The sequence below is a fragment of the Parapedobacter koreensis genome (genome assembly GCF_900109365.1).
Lineage (GTDB): Bacteria > Bacteroidota > Bacteroidia > Sphingobacteriales > Sphingobacteriaceae > Parapedobacter > Parapedobacter koreensis.
Map to the genome: position 1 here is coordinate 906,637 of NZ_FNZR01000001.1, position 16,973 is coordinate 923,609.

Annotated in this window: 12 protein-coding genes; 5 read left to right on the plus strand and 7 right to left on the minus strand. The window is 47.5% G+C overall.

Features of this window, described 5'->3' with window-relative positions; genetic code table 11:
* Window positions 1–43: 43 nt before the first annotated feature.
* From BMW65_RS03775 to BMW65_RS03800, 6 genes are all read right to left on the minus strand, one after another.
* Window positions 44–760 carry a LytR/AlgR family response regulator transcription factor gene (locus BMW65_RS03775; protein WP_090602844.1) on the minus strand — a complete coding sequence of 239 codons (717 nt, stop codon included), beginning with the start codon at window positions 758–760 and terminating at the stop codon, window positions 44–46.
* A complete protein-coding gene (locus tag BMW65_RS03780; RefSeq protein WP_218145334.1) occupies window positions 747–1,481 on the minus strand; it encodes a sensor histidine kinase in 735 nt (244 codons plus the stop codon). The genes BMW65_RS03775 and BMW65_RS03780 overlap by 14 nt, the downstream gene beginning before the upstream one ends.
* A gap of 100 nt (window positions 1,482–1,581) precedes the next feature.
* Window positions 1,582–4,128, minus strand: coding sequence for a TonB-dependent receptor (locus BMW65_RS03785; protein WP_090602845.1), 2,547 nt, complete (start codon window positions 4,126–4,128; stop codon window positions 1,582–1,584).
* Window positions 4,129–4,258: 130 nt separating this feature from the next.
* Window positions 4,259–5,758 (minus strand): sodium:solute symporter, encoded by a 1,500-nt coding sequence (locus BMW65_RS03790; protein ID WP_090602847.1) that lies wholly within the window; start codon window positions 5,756–5,758, stop codon window positions 4,259–4,261.
* A 5-nt stretch (window positions 5,759–5,763) separates the two neighbouring features.
* Window positions 5,764–6,585 carry an N-acetylmuramic acid 6-phosphate etherase gene (murQ, locus tag BMW65_RS03795; protein ID WP_090602849.1) on the minus strand — a complete coding sequence of 274 codons (822 nt, stop codon included), beginning with the start codon at window positions 6,583–6,585 and terminating at the stop codon, window positions 5,764–5,766.
* A 92-nt stretch (window positions 6,586–6,677) separates the two neighbouring features.
* Complete coding sequence (locus BMW65_RS03800; RefSeq protein ID WP_090602851.1) at window positions 6,678–7,907, minus strand: exo-beta-N-acetylmuramidase NamZ family protein; 1,230 nt, start codon at window positions 7,905–7,907, stop codon at window positions 6,678–6,680.
* A 206-nt stretch (window positions 7,908–8,113) separates the two neighbouring features.
* Between BMW65_RS03800 and galK the strand changes: the two genes are divergently transcribed.
* Genes galK through BMW65_RS03825 form a run of 5 tightly spaced genes read left to right on the plus strand, consistent with a single transcriptional unit; the run spans window position 8,114 to window position 15,509 of the window.
* A complete protein-coding gene (galK, locus tag BMW65_RS03805; RefSeq protein WP_090602852.1) occupies window positions 8,114–9,289 on the plus strand; it encodes a galactokinase in 1,176 nt (391 codons plus the stop codon).
* A 25-nt stretch (window positions 9,290–9,314) separates the two neighbouring features.
* Entirely contained in the window at window positions 9,315–10,388 is a 1,074-nt protein-coding gene (locus tag BMW65_RS03810; protein ID WP_090602854.1) for an aldose epimerase family protein, read from the plus strand.
* A 10-nt stretch (window positions 10,389–10,398) separates the two neighbouring features.
* A complete protein-coding gene (locus tag BMW65_RS03815) occupies window positions 10,399–11,547 on the plus strand; it encodes a hybrid sensor histidine kinase/response regulator (RefSeq protein ID WP_090602855.1) in 1,149 nt (382 codons plus the stop codon).
* A gap of 1 nt (window position 11,548) precedes the next feature.
* Complete coding sequence (locus tag BMW65_RS03820; protein WP_090602857.1) at window positions 11,549–15,109, plus strand: response regulator; 3,561 nt, start codon at window positions 11,549–11,551, stop codon at window positions 15,107–15,109.
* A 13-nt stretch (window positions 15,110–15,122) separates the two neighbouring features.
* Window positions 15,123–15,509 (plus strand): response regulator, encoded by a 387-nt coding sequence (locus tag BMW65_RS03825; RefSeq protein ID WP_090602859.1) that lies wholly within the window; start codon window positions 15,123–15,125, stop codon window positions 15,507–15,509.
* Here the strand turns inward: BMW65_RS03825 and argH are convergent, their stop codons facing one another.
* Window positions 15,510–16,841 carry an argininosuccinate lyase gene (gene argH, locus BMW65_RS03830; protein WP_090603009.1) on the minus strand — a complete coding sequence of 444 codons (1,332 nt, stop codon included), beginning with the start codon at window positions 16,839–16,841 and terminating at the stop codon, window positions 15,510–15,512.
* Window positions 16,842–16,973: the final 132 nt, after the last annotated feature.

Sequence of the window (16,973 nt, forward strand, 5' to 3'; positions counted from 1 at the left end):
TATGTCTTACTTTTTGTACCAAAAAGTGCAACTTTTGTACCCGTCAGCTTGACAACTTGGACTTAAAATCTTCGCGGTATTGCTCCGATATCGAAAATTGAACAGGCGCCTCCGATAGTGGGGATATGCAATAGACCCATTGTCCGGTATAGCTGGATATCGTATCCAATGCAACAAGTGTTTTCCTGTTGATTCGGCAAAAAGCGCGAGCGGGGAGGGCATGGGCAAGGTGGTCAAACGTGATATTCTTCGCCAGCACGTACCGGCCATCTTTCAATAAGATGGATTTGTCCCTGCGATCATTTTCAGCTACCGTCACGAAGGCGATTTCGTTGGAATTTATTCGGGCTTTACCCCTATTGGTGTTCAACTCCAAATAGGTATTTGACTGCAGTTGCTTTGCCGAAAGCCAGTCTTTTGCTTTCAAAAAAGCTTTTTCAAGGCGGCCAAGCTGATAGGGCTTACGAATATAATCCACCACATCCAAATCAAACGCTTCAGCGGCATACTCCTTATAAGCCGTAGAAAAGATGATGGCCTTATCCCGAAGTTGCCGGGCGAGTTGCACACCACTAATGCCCGGCATGGTGATATCGAGAATGCAAACATCGAAATCAAGCGAATGGCGTTCGTTCAGAAATTTTAAGGGATTATTGTATGACTTGATCACTTCGACATACGGCAACTGCCTGCAAAGCGTTTGCAGATAGCCCAGCGCCGGAAATTCGTCATCCACCAATATACACCTAACGGTCTGCATGAAGTTTAATTTCAAGTTTTACTTGATACACATCACCATCCGTTTCCGTTTGCAAGCGATAGTCCTGCCCATAAATTTGATCCAATCGACTGATGAATGCCTTATTTCCCAAACCGCCCCGATGGCTGTTGTTTTGCATCGTCTTTGGTTGTATCTTATTGGAAACAGACAATAAGAATCGGTTGTCCCGGACCTCGAAAACCACAGAGATAAATGAGTGTTCACTTTGTACGTCGGCATGTTTAAAAGCATTCTCAATGGGGTTGATGGTGACAAATGGAGCTATAGGCAAATCCGCGAACTCCTCACCTATTTTTTTCCGCACATGGAGGTCAAACAGGGGGCTTATTTTTAACCGATTTATCTCAATAAGATTTTGGGCAAAGGCAATTTCGTCTTTCAACGGGACAAATCGGGTATCTGATTCATAAAGGATATAATCCAATATATTAGAAAGTTTATCCAGCGCATAATAACTCTGATAGGCATGGGATTGTATCGCATTTAACGCATTTTTAAGCAGGTGTGGGTCAAGCTTATACTTAAACGGATCTGCCAACACCTCAGCTACCATCGTTTTCTGGCCCTCAAGCTTGGCACCCAATGCTTGTATTTCAGCTTTAGATTTAGACAATTGACGGTAAAACCACCATACCACGCCCAAACCAATCAAAAGCGCAACCGACAGCACCAGCAAATACGGGACGACAAGAATGATCATTTTCGACAATTAACAAACAAAAGTCCATAAAAGTTTCCTTTATGCAAAACGCTTATGAACTTATGGGATCTGTCAGATGCAATCGCTGCTGATGAGAAACTCAAAACGCGTACCGTAAGGTGACGCCATATGTTCTCGGGTCGCCCAATACCCCGGCATAATGACCGGCATTACCGGCTCCGGGCAATAACTGCTCAAAATAATTGGTATCAAATAGGTTGCGTGCCCAAAGGAACAGCGTCACCCCCTCAGTCGCTCTAAAGCCAATGCGTGCATTCAACAAGGTATAGGCATCTACCACCAAATACCTTGACGGCGACGGATTTGACGAAAATGACGATCGGTAAAACCCGTCGACTCCTAAAAAGAATTGGCCGTCTTGCCCCAGAAAAGCGCTCGTTGCCGTAGCGGCTTCGCCGCCCAGTGATGCCGCCCATTTAGAAATGCCGGGAAGTTCACCGCCCGAAATATCCTTGAATGTCGGCCCACCCGTTTCTTCCAGTGGCGGCGGAGCATTAGTAAACGATACATATTTCCCATCTGTATAAGCAAGCGCCCCATATATCGAAATGTAGTTATTGAACCGGACACTTCCATCAAATTCGACACCCCTTACCCGTACCTTTTCAGCGTTAGCCAGGTAGCCCCGGTTTACAGCCAGGTCTGCCGTCTGCACCTGTGCTTGGTAGTCACGGACATCGGTATTGTATACAACGATGTTCAGCGAAGTATTTGCCGTCGGCTGGGCTTTCACGCCAATTTCATAGTGGTTGACGCTTTCCGGTTTAATTACTGCCAGCTCCAGCATCGGCTGGCCATTCGCGTTCGGCAAACCTCCCAAATTAAGGCCAACGGGCTTAAAACCATTGGCAAATGTCGCGAACGCATTGATATGGTCAGCAGCTTTAAAAGCCACCGTAAGCTGCCCTGAAACGTTGGTATCATCAATGTCAGCCTCAAACGCCTGATCGCTATATACAGCACGCTTGATGGCCAGCAGATCAGGATCATCGGTCTGCAAACCACCGTAGGTTTCCCGCCTAAAATTCACAGACTTATCGTCATAATTCACCCGAATACCCGGAAGAATACGTAAGCGTGGGGTGATAGCATAGTCCACTTGGGCAAAGATAGCGCCACTGAAGGTTTTTAAACTGGGGTAGCTTTTGATACCATAGCCATCCAACAAACCGGGAGTCTGCCAAAGCGGACTTTCCGTATTTTGTGAAAACCGCCACTGATCCCTTCCCGCCTCTTCGGTATGTGCTGGATCAGCATCCAATGTTTGCCCAAAAGCATATAAGCCGACGACGGCACTCAGCCGATCAGAAAATTCACCTGCCCACCGGACTTCCTGCGACCACTGATCGTGACGCGAAGGAGCCTGCGATAAGGCGAGGCCTTGCAAGCCTGTAAAATCCCGGTCATTGGATGGATCCCAATTCCAAAATCGCCATGCTGTAGTGGAAGTGAGTGTACCCGGCCCAACCTTCACATCCACATTGGCAGAAACCCCGCCCAAATCCTGCCCGGATCGCCACGGCGTATCGTGATCAATCACCCGATCAAAGGGATTCCGGCTGGGCAGTTCGTAGCCTAAATCGGCTATAATCTGCTCAAATTGCTGATAAGGAGCCCGCAATGTAGGTGCAACACCGGCAAATACCTGTGCATAGCCGTCAGGTCGTTGGCGGCTTATATCGCCAGCGAACAAAATATGTAAATTTTCAGACGGGGCATAGAGCAACTGACCCCGGAATCCAAGGTTATTCAGATCATTTACCGGCTTCTGCGTGGCCACATTATCGAGTATTCCGTCCCGCTGGGTACCGCTAAACGAAACCCGTGCAGCAAGGGTTTTACCCAATGGTCCGCTTACCGATGCTTTTGCCTGGATAAAGCCATAATTCCCATAACTCAACTCCACATGCGCTTCGGGGGTGAATGTGGGTCTGCGTGTAGTCACATTAAATGCTCCTGCCACGGTATTCTTGCCAAATAACGTACCCTGCGGACCACGCAATACTTCTATTTGCTCCACATCAATAAAGTCGAGCGTGGTGGCCGCGGTACGCGCATAATACACCCCATCTACATAAAACCCCACGCCGGGATCAATTCCATCATTGGTAAGACCAAACGTGGTGCCTAACCCCCGGATGCTCAAGCCTGTATTACGCGGATTGGATGAATATAATTGAACCGAGGGCACCAATTCTTTCAACCGATTGACATTGAATGCCCCAGCGTCGTCTGCGAGGGTTCCACTAATGACCGATACTGGTATGGGGACCTCCTGCAGCAATTCCCTACGGCGTCGAGAGGTCACCACAATCTCCGACAGCAGGTTGTCTGCCATAAGGGTGATTCGCAAGGGTTCTGTTGGCCATTCGTTGATGCGTATTTCTCTTGATTTATATCCGACCGAATTGATTTGCAATGAAAATGGAGGGGCTTCCTGTATAGCAAGATTAAATTGGCCGTCATCAGCTGCCACCGTGTAAGCATTGGTACCCTTGACTACCAACGTCGCATGTGGCACAGGTGCTCCTGAAGCGTTTTTCACGGTACCTACCAAGGTTTGCTGGCCAGAAGCGATATTTACCCAAAGAAGAATGATTAGGCTTTGTACGATAAATCTATCCATACTTGTGTTCTAAACAAGCAAATCTATACCAAATCAGTAGACTTTAATAGGTACAAATCATGCGTATTTTATGCACATTTTATGCTTAGTGGGCAGTTATTGCTATAAAAAATCAATTTGTCCAAGCTTATCAAGCTGGCAAGGTTGCAGCCGCGGACGAAAGTGAATCTTGCCTTGACGACGTGCTCCAAAGCATCAACCCGGTAAGCGCGCCATTATAAATGATCAATTCAAAGCCAACGGCATATGTGGTATAGGGTATAATGATATACGTATTGATCAAATAACAAAGGATCGGTGACAACAGGCAAATATACGGCACCAGCCTATCGGTCACCTGCCGCTTGGTGAGGATCCCGAATGCAAACAACCCCAATAATGGGCCATAGGTGTAAGTAGCCGCTGTAAAAATGGCGTTCACCACGGAATCATCATTAATCGTTCTGAAAACCATAATAACCAGCAACATGATTACGGAAAATACAAGATGCACCCGGTTGCGCGTTTTCACCAAGCCGGCATCATTTGGGTTGGCCTTCTTGTTGAAATTCAGAAAATCCACACAAAATGAAGTAGTCAAAGCCGTCAATGCAGAATCCGTCGTAGCAAACGTTGCAGCCGTAAGCCCCATCATGAAAATAACACCGGGCACGATGGCCAGGTGATGCAAAGCAATTTCAGGATATAGGTAGTCTGGTGTTGGCAAGCTCGCCACATCAATGCCGTTTTTGGCGGCATAGCTATACAACAATGCACCTACAGCCAAAAAGAACAGATTAACGACCACAAATATGGAGGTAAAAGTAAGCATGTTTTTCTGCGCCTCCCCGATTGTTTTCATGCTCAAGTTTTTCTGCATGAGATCCTGGTCTAATCCCGTCATGGCCACGGTCACGAATATTCCGCCCAAGAAATGCTTCCAAAAATGAATCCGATTGCCCAAGAAATCCTCAAAGACAAACATGCGCGCATAGCGGCTTTCCCTAACCGTCTCGATAGTCTCCATAAAGCCAAGGTCGAGGCTATTAGCCATGAAGTAGATCGATAAAATAACCGCAAGCACCAAGAAGAACGTTTGCATCATGTCCGTGACAATGATGGTTTTCAGCCCGCCTTTATTGGTATACAACCAAATGAGCAGCAAGCATAAGGCGATGGTCACTACAAAAGGTACATTCCAAGCATCGAAGATGAACCATTGGAGGACGATAGCCACCAAGTAAAGGCGGAATGCTGATCCTAACGTTCGTGACACCAGAAAGATCATGGCTCCAGTTTTATAACTTCGATGTCCTAGTCGTTCTTCAAGGTAAGTATAAATGGACGTAAGATTCATCCGGTAATACAAAGGCAACAGGACATAGGCAATGATGATAAAGCCGACAGCATTGCCCAGTATAAACTGGAAATAACCAAAATTACTACTCCCTACAGCTCCGGGCACAGATATGAACGTCACTCCGGAAAGTGCCGTACCGATCATGCCGAACGCCACCATATACCACTTTGCGTTTCGATTAGCGACAAAAAACGTAGCATTGTCAGCTGATTTCCGGGAAGTAAAGTAGGCTACACCGAGCAAAAGGCCAAAGTAAGCTACCAAAAAAAACAGGAGAACGACAGGTGTCATGCGGCTTAGTGATTAGGATTTACTACATGCGAATACGCGATAGCCTTACGTACGCTACCATGCCTTTCCAGCAGGTCAGCGGCAGACTGGGCATCAATCCCTGTTTCCTCCATAATCATGCGGATACCGCGGTTAACCAGCTTGCTGTTGGTCAGTTGCATATCTACCATTTTATTCCCTTTTACCCGGCCCAATTGGATCATGATTGTGGTACTTATCATGTTGAGCACCAGCTTCTGTGCAGTACCCGCTTTCATACGGGTGGAGCCGGTGACAAATTCCGGCCCCACAATCACTTCTATCGGATAGTTGGCTTCCGCGGCGATAACTGTATTGTCATTACACACGATACACCCGGTCGCCAGCCCCGCTTCATTGGCTGCCTTTAGTGCGCCTTTTACATAGGGTGTCCCTCCGGATGCTGCAATCCCCACGACCACATCTTTGTTATTGATGCCATATTCCTGCAAATCAATCCATGCTTGCGCTTCATCATCCTCAGCAAACTCCACGGCCTTGCGAATAGCACTATCGCCACCGGCAATAATGCCGATAACCCAATCGTCAGGCACACCAAAAGTAGGCGGGCACTCCGAGGCATCCAAAATCCCCAGTCGGCCACTGGTACCGGCACCAACATAGAACAACCGCCCTCCCGCTTTCATGGACGCCACCGCCACCTCAACGAGCCGTGTTATCTGTGGGATGGCTTCTTGCACGGCAATGGCGACTGTCTGATCCTCCTTGTTGATAGTTATCAATAGTTCACTTACGGACATTTTGTCCAAATCCTGATAATTCGATGCTTTCTCGGTTGTGTTCGTCATTTCGCGTTCGTTATACTTCCCTCCTGTCAATACCTGTCAATACCTACTAACCCTTACAGAATATGCCGTTAAAGTAAAGAAAAAAACCGCTTTCATTCAAAATCCGGATACAATAGGTAGTTTTTTCGCATTGCTTTGTATACGTTCAAATCCGCGGCCCAAGATGACCGTATTTCTTCTGCCCCCATTCCTGCCATAATTTGTTTCCGCAATTCATCTGTTCCCGCCAATTTGTCAAAAAAATCAGCACGGGCAAAAAAACGATCCTTGAAAGGGGCCTTTTGATAAAAATCAATGAGATATTCCAACGTAAAGGTTTGCTCGTGCGGTGCCAAACCGCGCAAATCAAGTCCGTAGCATCGTTTCCCTTGCTGTTCCACATGGGCCGCCATTCCGGGGCGCGTACCGGGTGTAAATGAGAAGTCACCAAATATCGGATTGGGATAGCCCAAGACCTGAAAAGGCCAATCGGTTCCCCGGCCCACGCTGATAGCTGTGCCTTCAAACAGGCAGAGTGACATGTATAAGCGGACAGCCAATTGGTTGGGAAGGCTTGGCGACGGAATTATTGGCAATTCATAGGGCATGCTGTGGTCGTAATTTTGTACGGTGATAACGTCCAAGTCACATTGAGCACCGCCATCGAGCCATCCCTCACCATTGATCATTCCTGCCAATTCGCCTATTGTAAGCCCATGAATCATGGCAATCTTATGGTAGCTGACATTGGATTTGAATTTATCATCTTTCCGCACAGGACCATCCACTTGATCGCCGTTGGGGTTTGGCCGGTCTAGGATGATAAGCTTTTTACCCTGATTGGCACATAACTGCATGATTTGATGCATGGACGTGATATAAGTATAGAACCTGGCCCCCACATCTTGCAAATCGAATATCATCACATCCACCGAAGCTACAATGGAGTCAGCTTTTTCATTTTTCCCATAGAGCGAGTACAACGGCAATCCCGTCCGCTCGTCCAATTCATTGGAAACATTTTCACCCCGCTCAATATCGCCTCGAAACCCATGTTCCGGGGCAAATACAAATTTAAGGTCAACACCTTCATCCAGCAAAACGTCAACCAAATGCCTATCACCGATGACGGAAGTTTGATTGCCCATCAACCCTACTTTTTTACCTTCCAGCAAGGGCATGTAGCGATCGAGTTGATCCGCTCCGGGCAACAGCATTGACGTGTCACTATTGACGAGGGACGCTCCTTGGTATTCATTTTTACCCTGATGTCCACAAGAAAAAATGACAACCAAATAAAGCACTACCACTGTTATGTACTTAAAACGTACCATCTTTTTCATATCATTCAGAACATTAGTTAGTCTACGAAAACGTAGCGCATCCAATTCTGTACCATAATTTTCAACCTACGCCAAGCCCTATCTGCAATTTTTAATTTTGCATTCAATTTTAACTGTTTTCAAGAGCTAATCTCGCTTTTCATTATCCGAAAGGGCTATGCCATCCATTTTTTTTCTTACTTTAGACGCTTGATTTATAAACGCTAATGGACACGACAGTAACAACTTCCCTGCAAGATTCAGTATATGAAAAATTTCAAGCCCTTTTCAATGGTACGCCACTCGTCGTGCGCTCTCCGGGCCGCGTAAACCTTATTGGCGAACATACCGATTACAACAACGGGCTGGTACTCCCAGCCGCGATAGACAAAAATATCATCATTGCCGTCGGGAAACGCGATGACCATACCATACAGTTGCATTCGCTGGATCAGGATCAGTCATATACGACAACACTGGCTACCATTAAGCAGTCGTCGCTGCTTTGGCCGGATTATATCCTGGGCGTGGTGCAACAACTCCAGCAACGCGGGCATACGTTGCAGGGGTTCGACCTCGTATTTGGCGGCGATATACCCCAAGGCGCTGGGCTTTCCTCTTCGGCTGCCCTGGAATGTGCCACTGCTTTTGCGCTCAACGAATTGTTTGCCCTGGGTATCCAACGGTTGGATATCGCCCTTATTGGGCAAGCCGCAGAAAATGAGTTTGTGGGTGTGAAGTGCGGATTGATGGATCAGTTTGCCAGTGTATTTGGGCAAGAGCAGCGGCTCATCAAGCTGGATTGCGCGGATTTTTCCTATGAATACATTCCGTTTAATAATCCGGATTTGCGAATTGTATTGTTTGATACGCAGGTCAAGCATTCCCTGGCGTCGTCGGCCTACAACGAACGCCGGGAGCAATGCGAATATGGCGTATCGCTCATCCAAAAGCATCACCCCGAAGTGAAAAGTCTACGCGATGCGACCTTCGAACAACTCAACTTGTACGTAAAACCCGTGGATGAAGTGGTGTACAACAGATGCCTTTATGTAGTATCGGAGATACAGCGCTTGCAGGACGGTTGCGAAGATCTCAAACGAAATGATTTTACATCATTTGGGAAACGGATGTTTGAGACTCATGACGGACTCCAACATCACTACGAAGTAAGTTGTGATGAATTGGATATCTTGGTAGACCTCGTGCGGGACAACGACGCTGTACTGGGCGCCCGGATGATGGGTGGTGGATTTGGCGGATGCACCATCAACTTAGTAAAAGCCGATCAGGTGCAGGAAGTGATAGCGGTCGTCACCCATGCCTATGCTGCGAAAACAGGAAAGACGGCGCAAGTTTATGTTGCAAACATATCAGCGGGTACCAATGTTATAACGGGATAGCCAACGGGGCAAAACAAAGCAACCAATGAATCATTATAAACTGCCTGAACAACGCGACTTCGAGCACCGGATCGCGGGCAAAAACACACACCTCATCACGCTGGAAAACAGCCGTGGAGTAGTCGTGGCACTTTCTGATTTTGGTGCCCGCATCGTAAGCTTGCTTGTGCCGGACAAATACGGTACGCCTACCGATGTGGTACTGGGTTTTAGCCACATCCAGGATTACCTTACCGCAGACGAACAATACCACGGCGTCACCGTGGGCCGATTTGCAAACCGCATTGCCAATGGGCGTTTCACCATTGATGGCGAAACGTTCTATATCGAGCCCAATAATGGGCCAAATGCCCTCCATGGCGGCGCAGCCGGATTCCACAAGCGTGTATGGGATAGACGCGTTGTCTATAAAGAAAAGGCTGATTTTTATTATGTAGCTGCCGATGGTGAAGAAGGATTCCCAGGTAAGCTGTCCGTGATGGTCAAATACCGCCTCACAGACAACAATGAGCTAGTCATTACCTACCGGGCACAGACTGATAAGCCTACCGTCATCAACTTAACCAACCATGCTTATTTCAATCTCAATGGCGAAGGCAATGGCGATGTACTTAATCATCGCTTGCAAATACAGGCTACCAATTACCTCCCGGTAGATGAATTCCAAATTCCGGCCGGCGTACCAGCACCAGTGGAAGATACCCCCTTTGATTTCAGAACGCCAAAACTTATCGGCCAAGATATCCGGTATGCCGACGACCAATTGGCGAAAGGTAATGGCGGATATGATCACAACTATATTTTGGATACCGAAGTTTTAGCCAAAAAATTACCGGTGGCTACCGCGGTGTCTCCAACCACGGGGATCAGCCTTGACGTGCTGACAACCGAACCCGGGCTGCAGTTTTACACCGGCAACTTCCTGAGCGGCAAGGATGTTGGCAAACGGGGACAGCCCTATGGTAAGCATGGTGCGTTTTGCTTGGAGACTCAGCATTTCCCTGATTCGCCCAACCAACCGGACTTTCCAACGACATTGCTCATGCCGGGGGAAGTCTTCCAATCGGAGACCATATATCGATTTTCAATAGTCAAGTAACCTTTGCACGATGATACTAATCGTAGACGACAAAATTGAAAATATCAAGGCGCTGAAGAAGATTCTGGAGTCACAAAATTTCGAGGTAGATACCGCATTGTCCGGTGAAGATGCCTTAAAGAAGGTATTGAAACATGACTATCAATTGGTCATATTAGACGTACAGATGCCCGGCATGGATGGATTTGAAGTTGCCGAAGCCATCTCCGGCATCAGTAAAACCAGCGAACTGCCGATCATTTTTCTTTCTGCCGTCAATGTAAGCAAGGCCTTCATTACCAAAGGATACACCTCAGGCGGACATGATTACCTCGTGAAGCCAGTCGATCCAGACATCCTCGTGCTTAAAATAAAAATGTTTGTCAAGCTTCAAGAACAAGCCAAGGAGCTGGCACGTACCCAGTTGGAATTGCGGAAAGAAATCGAACACCGCATCCGGGCAGAAGAACGGAAGGATGAATTTATCGGAATGGCAAGCCATGAGGTAAAAACCCCATTGACATCCGTAAAGGCCTATATCCAGCTCGCCGGAGTGGCTGTGCATGACAACAAAATAGCAAGGGCACTCCAGTTTATCAATAAGGCCAATAACCAGGTAGATAAACTAAACCAAATGATGACCGAGCTTTTGGATATTGCAAAGATGGAATCCGGAAGGCTTGATTTCAATCTATCCGAATTTAATATCGGCCAATTACTGGATGATGTACTTGATATTTTCAGACAAAGCAATCCCGAACGAGAGGTAATACGGAGTGGCAATGCATCCGTCAGGATTCGTGGGGATGCGTTACGGCTAGAACAGGTCATCCTGAATTACCTATCCAATGCTGCAAAATATTCACCTGAAACAGAAAAAATCCATCTTGACATCTATCAATCTCCAAACAACGAAATCAAAATCTGCGTAAAAGATCATGGTATCGGTATAGCGGAAAACGAACAAGTCAATCTTTTTACCAAATTTTACCGAACCAAGCAATCAAGTGCCGAATACCGTGGCTTGGGGATGGGGCTGTACTTATGCGCCAAAATCATCAAATTCCATGGTGGGAAATATGGCGTGGAAAGTCAACTGACAAAGGGCTCTACGTTCTATTTCACGTTGCCAACGTCGGCGGAGATTGCCATTGATATCCAAAATACCCAAACTTCCTGATATGAACAGTAGCGCAAATGCCAATCTAAAAACAGGTTTCGGTCTATCGATCTTATTGCTAATAATCAGCTCCATCGTTTCCTACGTATGCATCGATAGGTTGCTGAACAGCTCTAACTTGGTCCGGCATACCCATGAAGTAACCCAGGTGCTGAGCCAAGCCGTATCGAGCGTTAGAGAAGCCGAATCGGCCCAGCGAGGTTTTCTGCTCACCGGCAATTTGCTGTATATGGACCCCTATTCCGAGGCTTGCAGGCAGGCCCACGAATACATCGATCAGGTGTTGCAGCTCACCCGTGACAATCCCGCTCAGCAAGAAACCGGACGACAGTTAAAAGAGGCCATCAGCATGCGCATTTCCCGTATGAATGCCATGATCGAGACGATGCAAAAAACCGGCAATATCGACAGCGAAGATATGGAAATCGGCCGCACCTATATGGTCAATATCCATACGCTGGCCAATCAAATGATCAGTGAGGAGAATCGGCTACTCGAAACCCGCACAGCGATACAAAACAGATTTGCCATGTATACGCCCGGTGTGATTGTCTTGGCTGCACTGCTGGCCATTTTGGTCGCTGTTGTTTTTTATATACGGATCATCAGGGATATGGCCATGCGTAGAACGCTGACCCTACAATTGGAGCAAAAAGACTGGGAAATGCAACAACGCATAGACTTGATACAAGGCATTGCAGCACAGATCTCAGCCGGAGATTACACCATCCGGATAAATGACGAGGAAAAAGATGCCCTCGGTAGTTTGGCCGGATCGCTGAATCGAATGGCCGAATCCCTTCACCTGTCCTTCGAACGGCTCGAAAATAATGAATGGCTGCAAAGTGGCGTGGCCGAGCTGAACGAAAAGATGGTTGGCGAGAAGCAAGTGGACACCATTTGTACAGACATCATCAATTTCTTGGCAGAATATACAGACAGCAAGGCTGGGGCTATTTACCTCTTCAGTGGAGATAAACTCATCCTGCAAAGTGGGTATGCCCTCCAGCCGGACAAGGCTACAAGCATCGCCCCCGGGGAGGGAATCGTGGGCCAATGCTTACTTAGCCAAAAAGAGATTGTATTGGATGACGTCAAGGCGGATACGGTAATCATTTCGCATGCTATCGGCACAATCAAACCGGGCGGTGTGATTGCTTTCCCCATATTCCATGAAAAGAAGGTTATCGGTGCCATTGAACTGGCTGCCTTAGATCCATTTACGCAAAACGAACTGGCATTTTTTAACGCCGCTGCCCAAAATATAGGCACGGCTATTTATGGGGCTCAAAGTCGAAAAAAACTTCAGGAGCTCTTGGAGGAGACCCAAACACAGACCGAAGAATTGCAAGCGCAGCACAACGAGTTGGAAAACCTGAATACAGAGTTGGAAGCCCACGCACAAAAGTTGCAAGCGTCTGAGGAAGAGCTACGCGTGCAACAGGAAGAATTGCAGCAAAACAATCTCGATTTAGAAGAGCGAAACCGGATGATCCGCGAACGTAATTCCGAAATCACCAAAAAAGCAAAAGAGCTCGAACTCAGCACACAATACAAAAGCGAGTTCATGGCCAACATGTCACACGAATTACGTACGCCGCTCAATTCCATCCTGCTCCTTTCGCGTTACCTCGCCGAAAACAGCGAACAGAACCTTACGGAAGATCAAAAGGAATCAGCTTCCGTCATCTATAATTCCGGGAATGGCCTATTGCAATTAATCGACGAACTGCTCGACCTCTCCAAAATCGAAGCCGGCAAGATGGACGTCGAGTATGCACCTGTAAGCATTGGCGACGTGCTGGGGAATATGGAGAGCACATTTATCCCAGTAGCCAATGATAAAAAACTCGAACTGCACGTGACAAATACGTTGCCGGAAGGGTTTACAATCGATATTGACAAAATGAAATTGGAGCAGATACTGAAAAACCTGCTTTCCAATGCGCTGAAATTCACGTCAGCAGGTTATGTCAAATTAACGGTGAGCGCGAAGCCCCACGATGATGCTTGGCTGGAGTTTACCGTAGAAGACACCGGGGTTGGCATCCCCGCAGAGAAGCTTTGGCAGGTTTTCGAAGCCTTTACCCAAGCCGATGGTTCCACCAAACGCAAATACGGAGGCACAGGGCTTGGGCTCTCCATCAGCCGCCAGCTGGCAAGGCTCCTCGGTGGCGACATTGACGTAAGCAGCGAACCGGGGAAAGGCAGCACATTTACCTTGACTGTACCCGTGGCCAAGCCACTGCCGCAGGACACGGCTTCCTCAGCTCCCTTGGATAACAATGATGCCGCATCCCGGATAGACACGGCCCCTTTGCGGTACATTGAGACGATCATCCCGGCACCGATACCGGATGATCGGAGCCGCATTCGCAGCGAAGACAAAGTCATCTTAATCGTGGAAGACGATACCGCTTTTGCCAAGGAACTCCTTCGCTTTACGCGCAGCCAGCACTATAAAGGAATCGTAGCCGTGCGGGGAGACGAGGTCATGAATCTGGTACTTCAGTATAAGCCACTTGCTATCCTATTAGACATCAAATTGCCGGTGAAAGACGGCTGGCAAGTGATGGACGAATTAAAAGCCAATACCGAGACCCGCCATATCCCAGTGCACATCATGTCATCATTGGAGGCGAGAAAAGAAAGCCGCAAGCACGGTGCAGTAGAATTTTTCAGCAAACCCATTGCCATAGAACACATGCAGGAAATGTTCAGAAAACTGGAAGTGGCGCTGGCGAAAAATCCCAAAAAAGTGCTTATCGTAGAGGAAAACACCAAGCATGCCGAAGCACTGGCCTATTTTCTGGAGTCGTTTAAGATTTCTTCCACGGTGAAATATTCCATCGATGACAGCGTGGACAGCCTATTGAACAATGAGGCAGACTGTGTGATATTGGATATGGGTGTTCCTGATAAAAACGCTTATGACCTGTTGGAGATGGTGCGGCAAAATCCGGGACTTGAAGATGTCCCCATCATCGTATTTACCGGCAAAAACCTATCGTCGGCTGAAGAATTCCGCATTAAACAATACGCAGATTCCATCGTCGTCAAAACGGCCTATTCTTATCAGCGGATCATCGACGAGGTGGCCATCTTTTTGCACTTGGTGGAGTCACAAAAGGAAAACATTGCAAAGACCGGCAGGTTACAGCTTTCCGTAAAAGACATCTTGCATGGAAAAACGGTATTAATAGCCGATGACGATGTGCGCAATATCTTCTCACTAACCAAAACATTGGAAAAACTGGGGATGGTCGTGGTAACGGCCACCGATGGGTTAGAAGCGTTGAAAGAACTGGAAAATCATCCAGAGACGAATATTGTACTGATGGATATGATGATGCCGCATATGGATGGTTATGAAAGTACCACAAAAATACGGCAGCACCCACAATTCAAAGATTTGCCTGTCATCGCGGTAACAGCCAAAGCGATGCTTGGCGACCGCGAAAAGTGCATCACGGCAGGAGCATCTGACTATATTTCAAAACCTGTGGATATAGACCAACTCATTTCTTTGTTGCGCGTTTGGCTGTACGATAACAATACTTAAGTAGGTGGTTGACATGGAAAAGAAGATCCTCATCATTGATGACGACACCCGGAACATCTTTGCGTTGGCACTCACATTGAAAACGAAAGGTTATCCTTGCTTATCGGCCACCAGCGCAATAGAAGGATTAGCCGTACTAAAACACCATCCGCAAATAGGTATCGTACTGTTGGATATGATGATGCCCGATATGGACGGGTACCAAACGCTGAGCGCCATTAAAGGCGATCGCCAATATGCGCATTTGCCCGTGATAGCCGTCACCGCACAGGCAATGCGCGGCGATAGGGAAAAATGCTTGGAAGCAGGAGCCGATGACTACATCGCAAAGCCAATCGATGTAGACAAGTTATTGCAGGTACTTGAAAAGTATGGATTGAACCCGCAACGCCGGATATGATCACTCCACCAATTTGCGCAGGGCTTCCTCTACCCGGCCAAACCCGAACGTAGCAATCACGGCATCAAAGGCCTGTCGGATTTCGGCATTGCAAAGATTGCCGATACTGCCTTCGTGCGTGTGGTTTACCATTTTCTGGGGCTTGAATGTACCAGCTTCGATGGCCAAGCCAACATGGCGGTAAGCTTCGCGAAAAGGAACACCATTGAGCACCTCGTTGTTTACCACCTCCACACTGAATAGGTAATCATACTTGGGATCGGCCAGTATATTTTCTTTGATTTGGATATGATCCAGCATAAATGCGGTAATCTCCAAGCATTCATTCAGCGATTTGAAAGCGGGAAAAAGATTTTCTTTGAGCAATTGCAGATCACGGTGATAGCCGGACGGCAGGTTCGTTGTCATCAAGGCAATTTCGTTGGGTAATGCTTGTATCTTATTACATCGGCCCCTTACCAACTCAAACACATCGGGATTTTTCTTATGGGGCATGATGCTGGATCCCGTGGTCAGCTGATCGGGGAAGGCTATAAACCCGAAATTCTGGTTGATATATAAGCAGATATCCATCGCCAACTTAGCCAAGGTAGCCGCTACGGCGCTCATTGCCTGCGCCAGTATGCGTTCGGTTTTACCCCGGCCCATCTGCGCATATACGACGTTATAGTTGAGGTCTTCGAATCCCAGCAGCTCCGTGGTCATCCGCCGGTTCAGCGGAAACGACGATCCATAGCCAGCGGCCGATCCCAAGGGATTTTTATTGCACACTTTCCAAGCGGCCAGCATCACTTCCATATCGTCTACCAAGCTCTCTGCATAAGCACCAAACCACAAACCGAATGACGAAGGCATGGCAATCTGCAGGTGTGTATAACCCGGCAGCAACACAGACCGATAGGTGTCACTCAACGTAATGAGCCGGTCAAACAATACTTCGGTGTTTTTGACCAGATGTGCTATTTCCGTACGGAAGAACAGCTTCAGATCGACCAATACTTGATCATTCCGCGAACGGCCGCTATGGATCTTTTTGCCAGCCTCGCCGATGCGTTGGGTGAGCAACAGTTCTACCTGCGAATGCACATCTTCCACATGTTCATCAATGGTAAACTCCCCGGCCATGACTTCCCTATACAGTTGCTTCAGCCCCTCCTGCACCGATGTCAGATCTCGGCTATCCAATAATCCAATACTGTGCAACATGCGGGTATGTGCCAATGACCCCAAGACGTCGGCGGTTGCTAATTGCAAATCGAGCTCACGATCATTGCCTACCGTGAATGCCTCCACGAAACGATCCACGTCCGTATTTTTCTGCCAAATCTTCATTTCAAGGGCAAACTTATATAAAATGCTCGGCATTCAATAAGCAGGCACAAATAAACTATGCCGAATAATTGCTTTTCTTGAAAAATAACTAACAAAAAGCGATATTTTAGCCAACACATTACAGACAACCAA

Excerpts from the sequence above, each read along its gene's own strand:
- BMW65_RS03775 (WP_090602844.1), bottom strand. The coding sequence starts at position 760 with ATGCAGACCGTTAGGTGTATATTGGTGGATGACGAATTTCCGGCGCTG.
- BMW65_RS03780 (WP_218145334.1), bottom strand. The coding sequence starts at position 1,481 with ATGATCATTCTTGTCGTCCCGTATTTGCTGGTGCTGTCGGTTGCGCTT.
- BMW65_RS03785 (WP_090602845.1), bottom strand. The coding sequence starts at position 4,128 with ATGGATAGATTTATCGTACAAAGCCTAATCATTCTTCTTTGGGTAAAT.
- BMW65_RS03790 (WP_090602847.1), bottom strand. The coding sequence starts at position 5,758 with ATGACACCTGTCGTTCTCCTGTTTTTTTTGGTAGCTTACTTTGGCCTT.
- murQ (WP_090602849.1), bottom strand. The coding sequence starts at position 6,585 with ATGACGAACACAACCGAGAAAGCATCGAATTATCAGGATTTGGACAAA.
- BMW65_RS03800 (WP_090602851.1), bottom strand. The coding sequence starts at position 7,907 with ATGAAAAAGATGGTACGTTTTAAGTACATAACAGTGGTAGTGCTTTAT.
- galK (WP_090602852.1), top strand. The coding sequence starts at position 8,114 with ATGGACACGACAGTAACAACTTCCCTGCAAGATTCAGTATATGAAAAA.
- BMW65_RS03810 (WP_090602854.1), top strand. The coding sequence starts at position 9,315 with ATGAATCATTATAAACTGCCTGAACAACGCGACTTCGAGCACCGGATC.
- BMW65_RS03815 (WP_090602855.1), top strand. The coding sequence starts at position 10,399 with ATGATACTAATCGTAGACGACAAAATTGAAAATATCAAGGCGCTGAAG.
- BMW65_RS03820 (WP_090602857.1), top strand. The coding sequence starts at position 11,549 with ATGAACAGTAGCGCAAATGCCAATCTAAAAACAGGTTTCGGTCTATCG.
- BMW65_RS03825 (WP_090602859.1), top strand. The coding sequence starts at position 15,123 with ATGGAAAAGAAGATCCTCATCATTGATGACGACACCCGGAACATCTTT.
- argH (WP_090603009.1), bottom strand. The coding sequence starts at position 16,841 with ATGAAGATTTGGCAGAAAAATACGGACGTGGATCGTTTCGTGGAGGCA.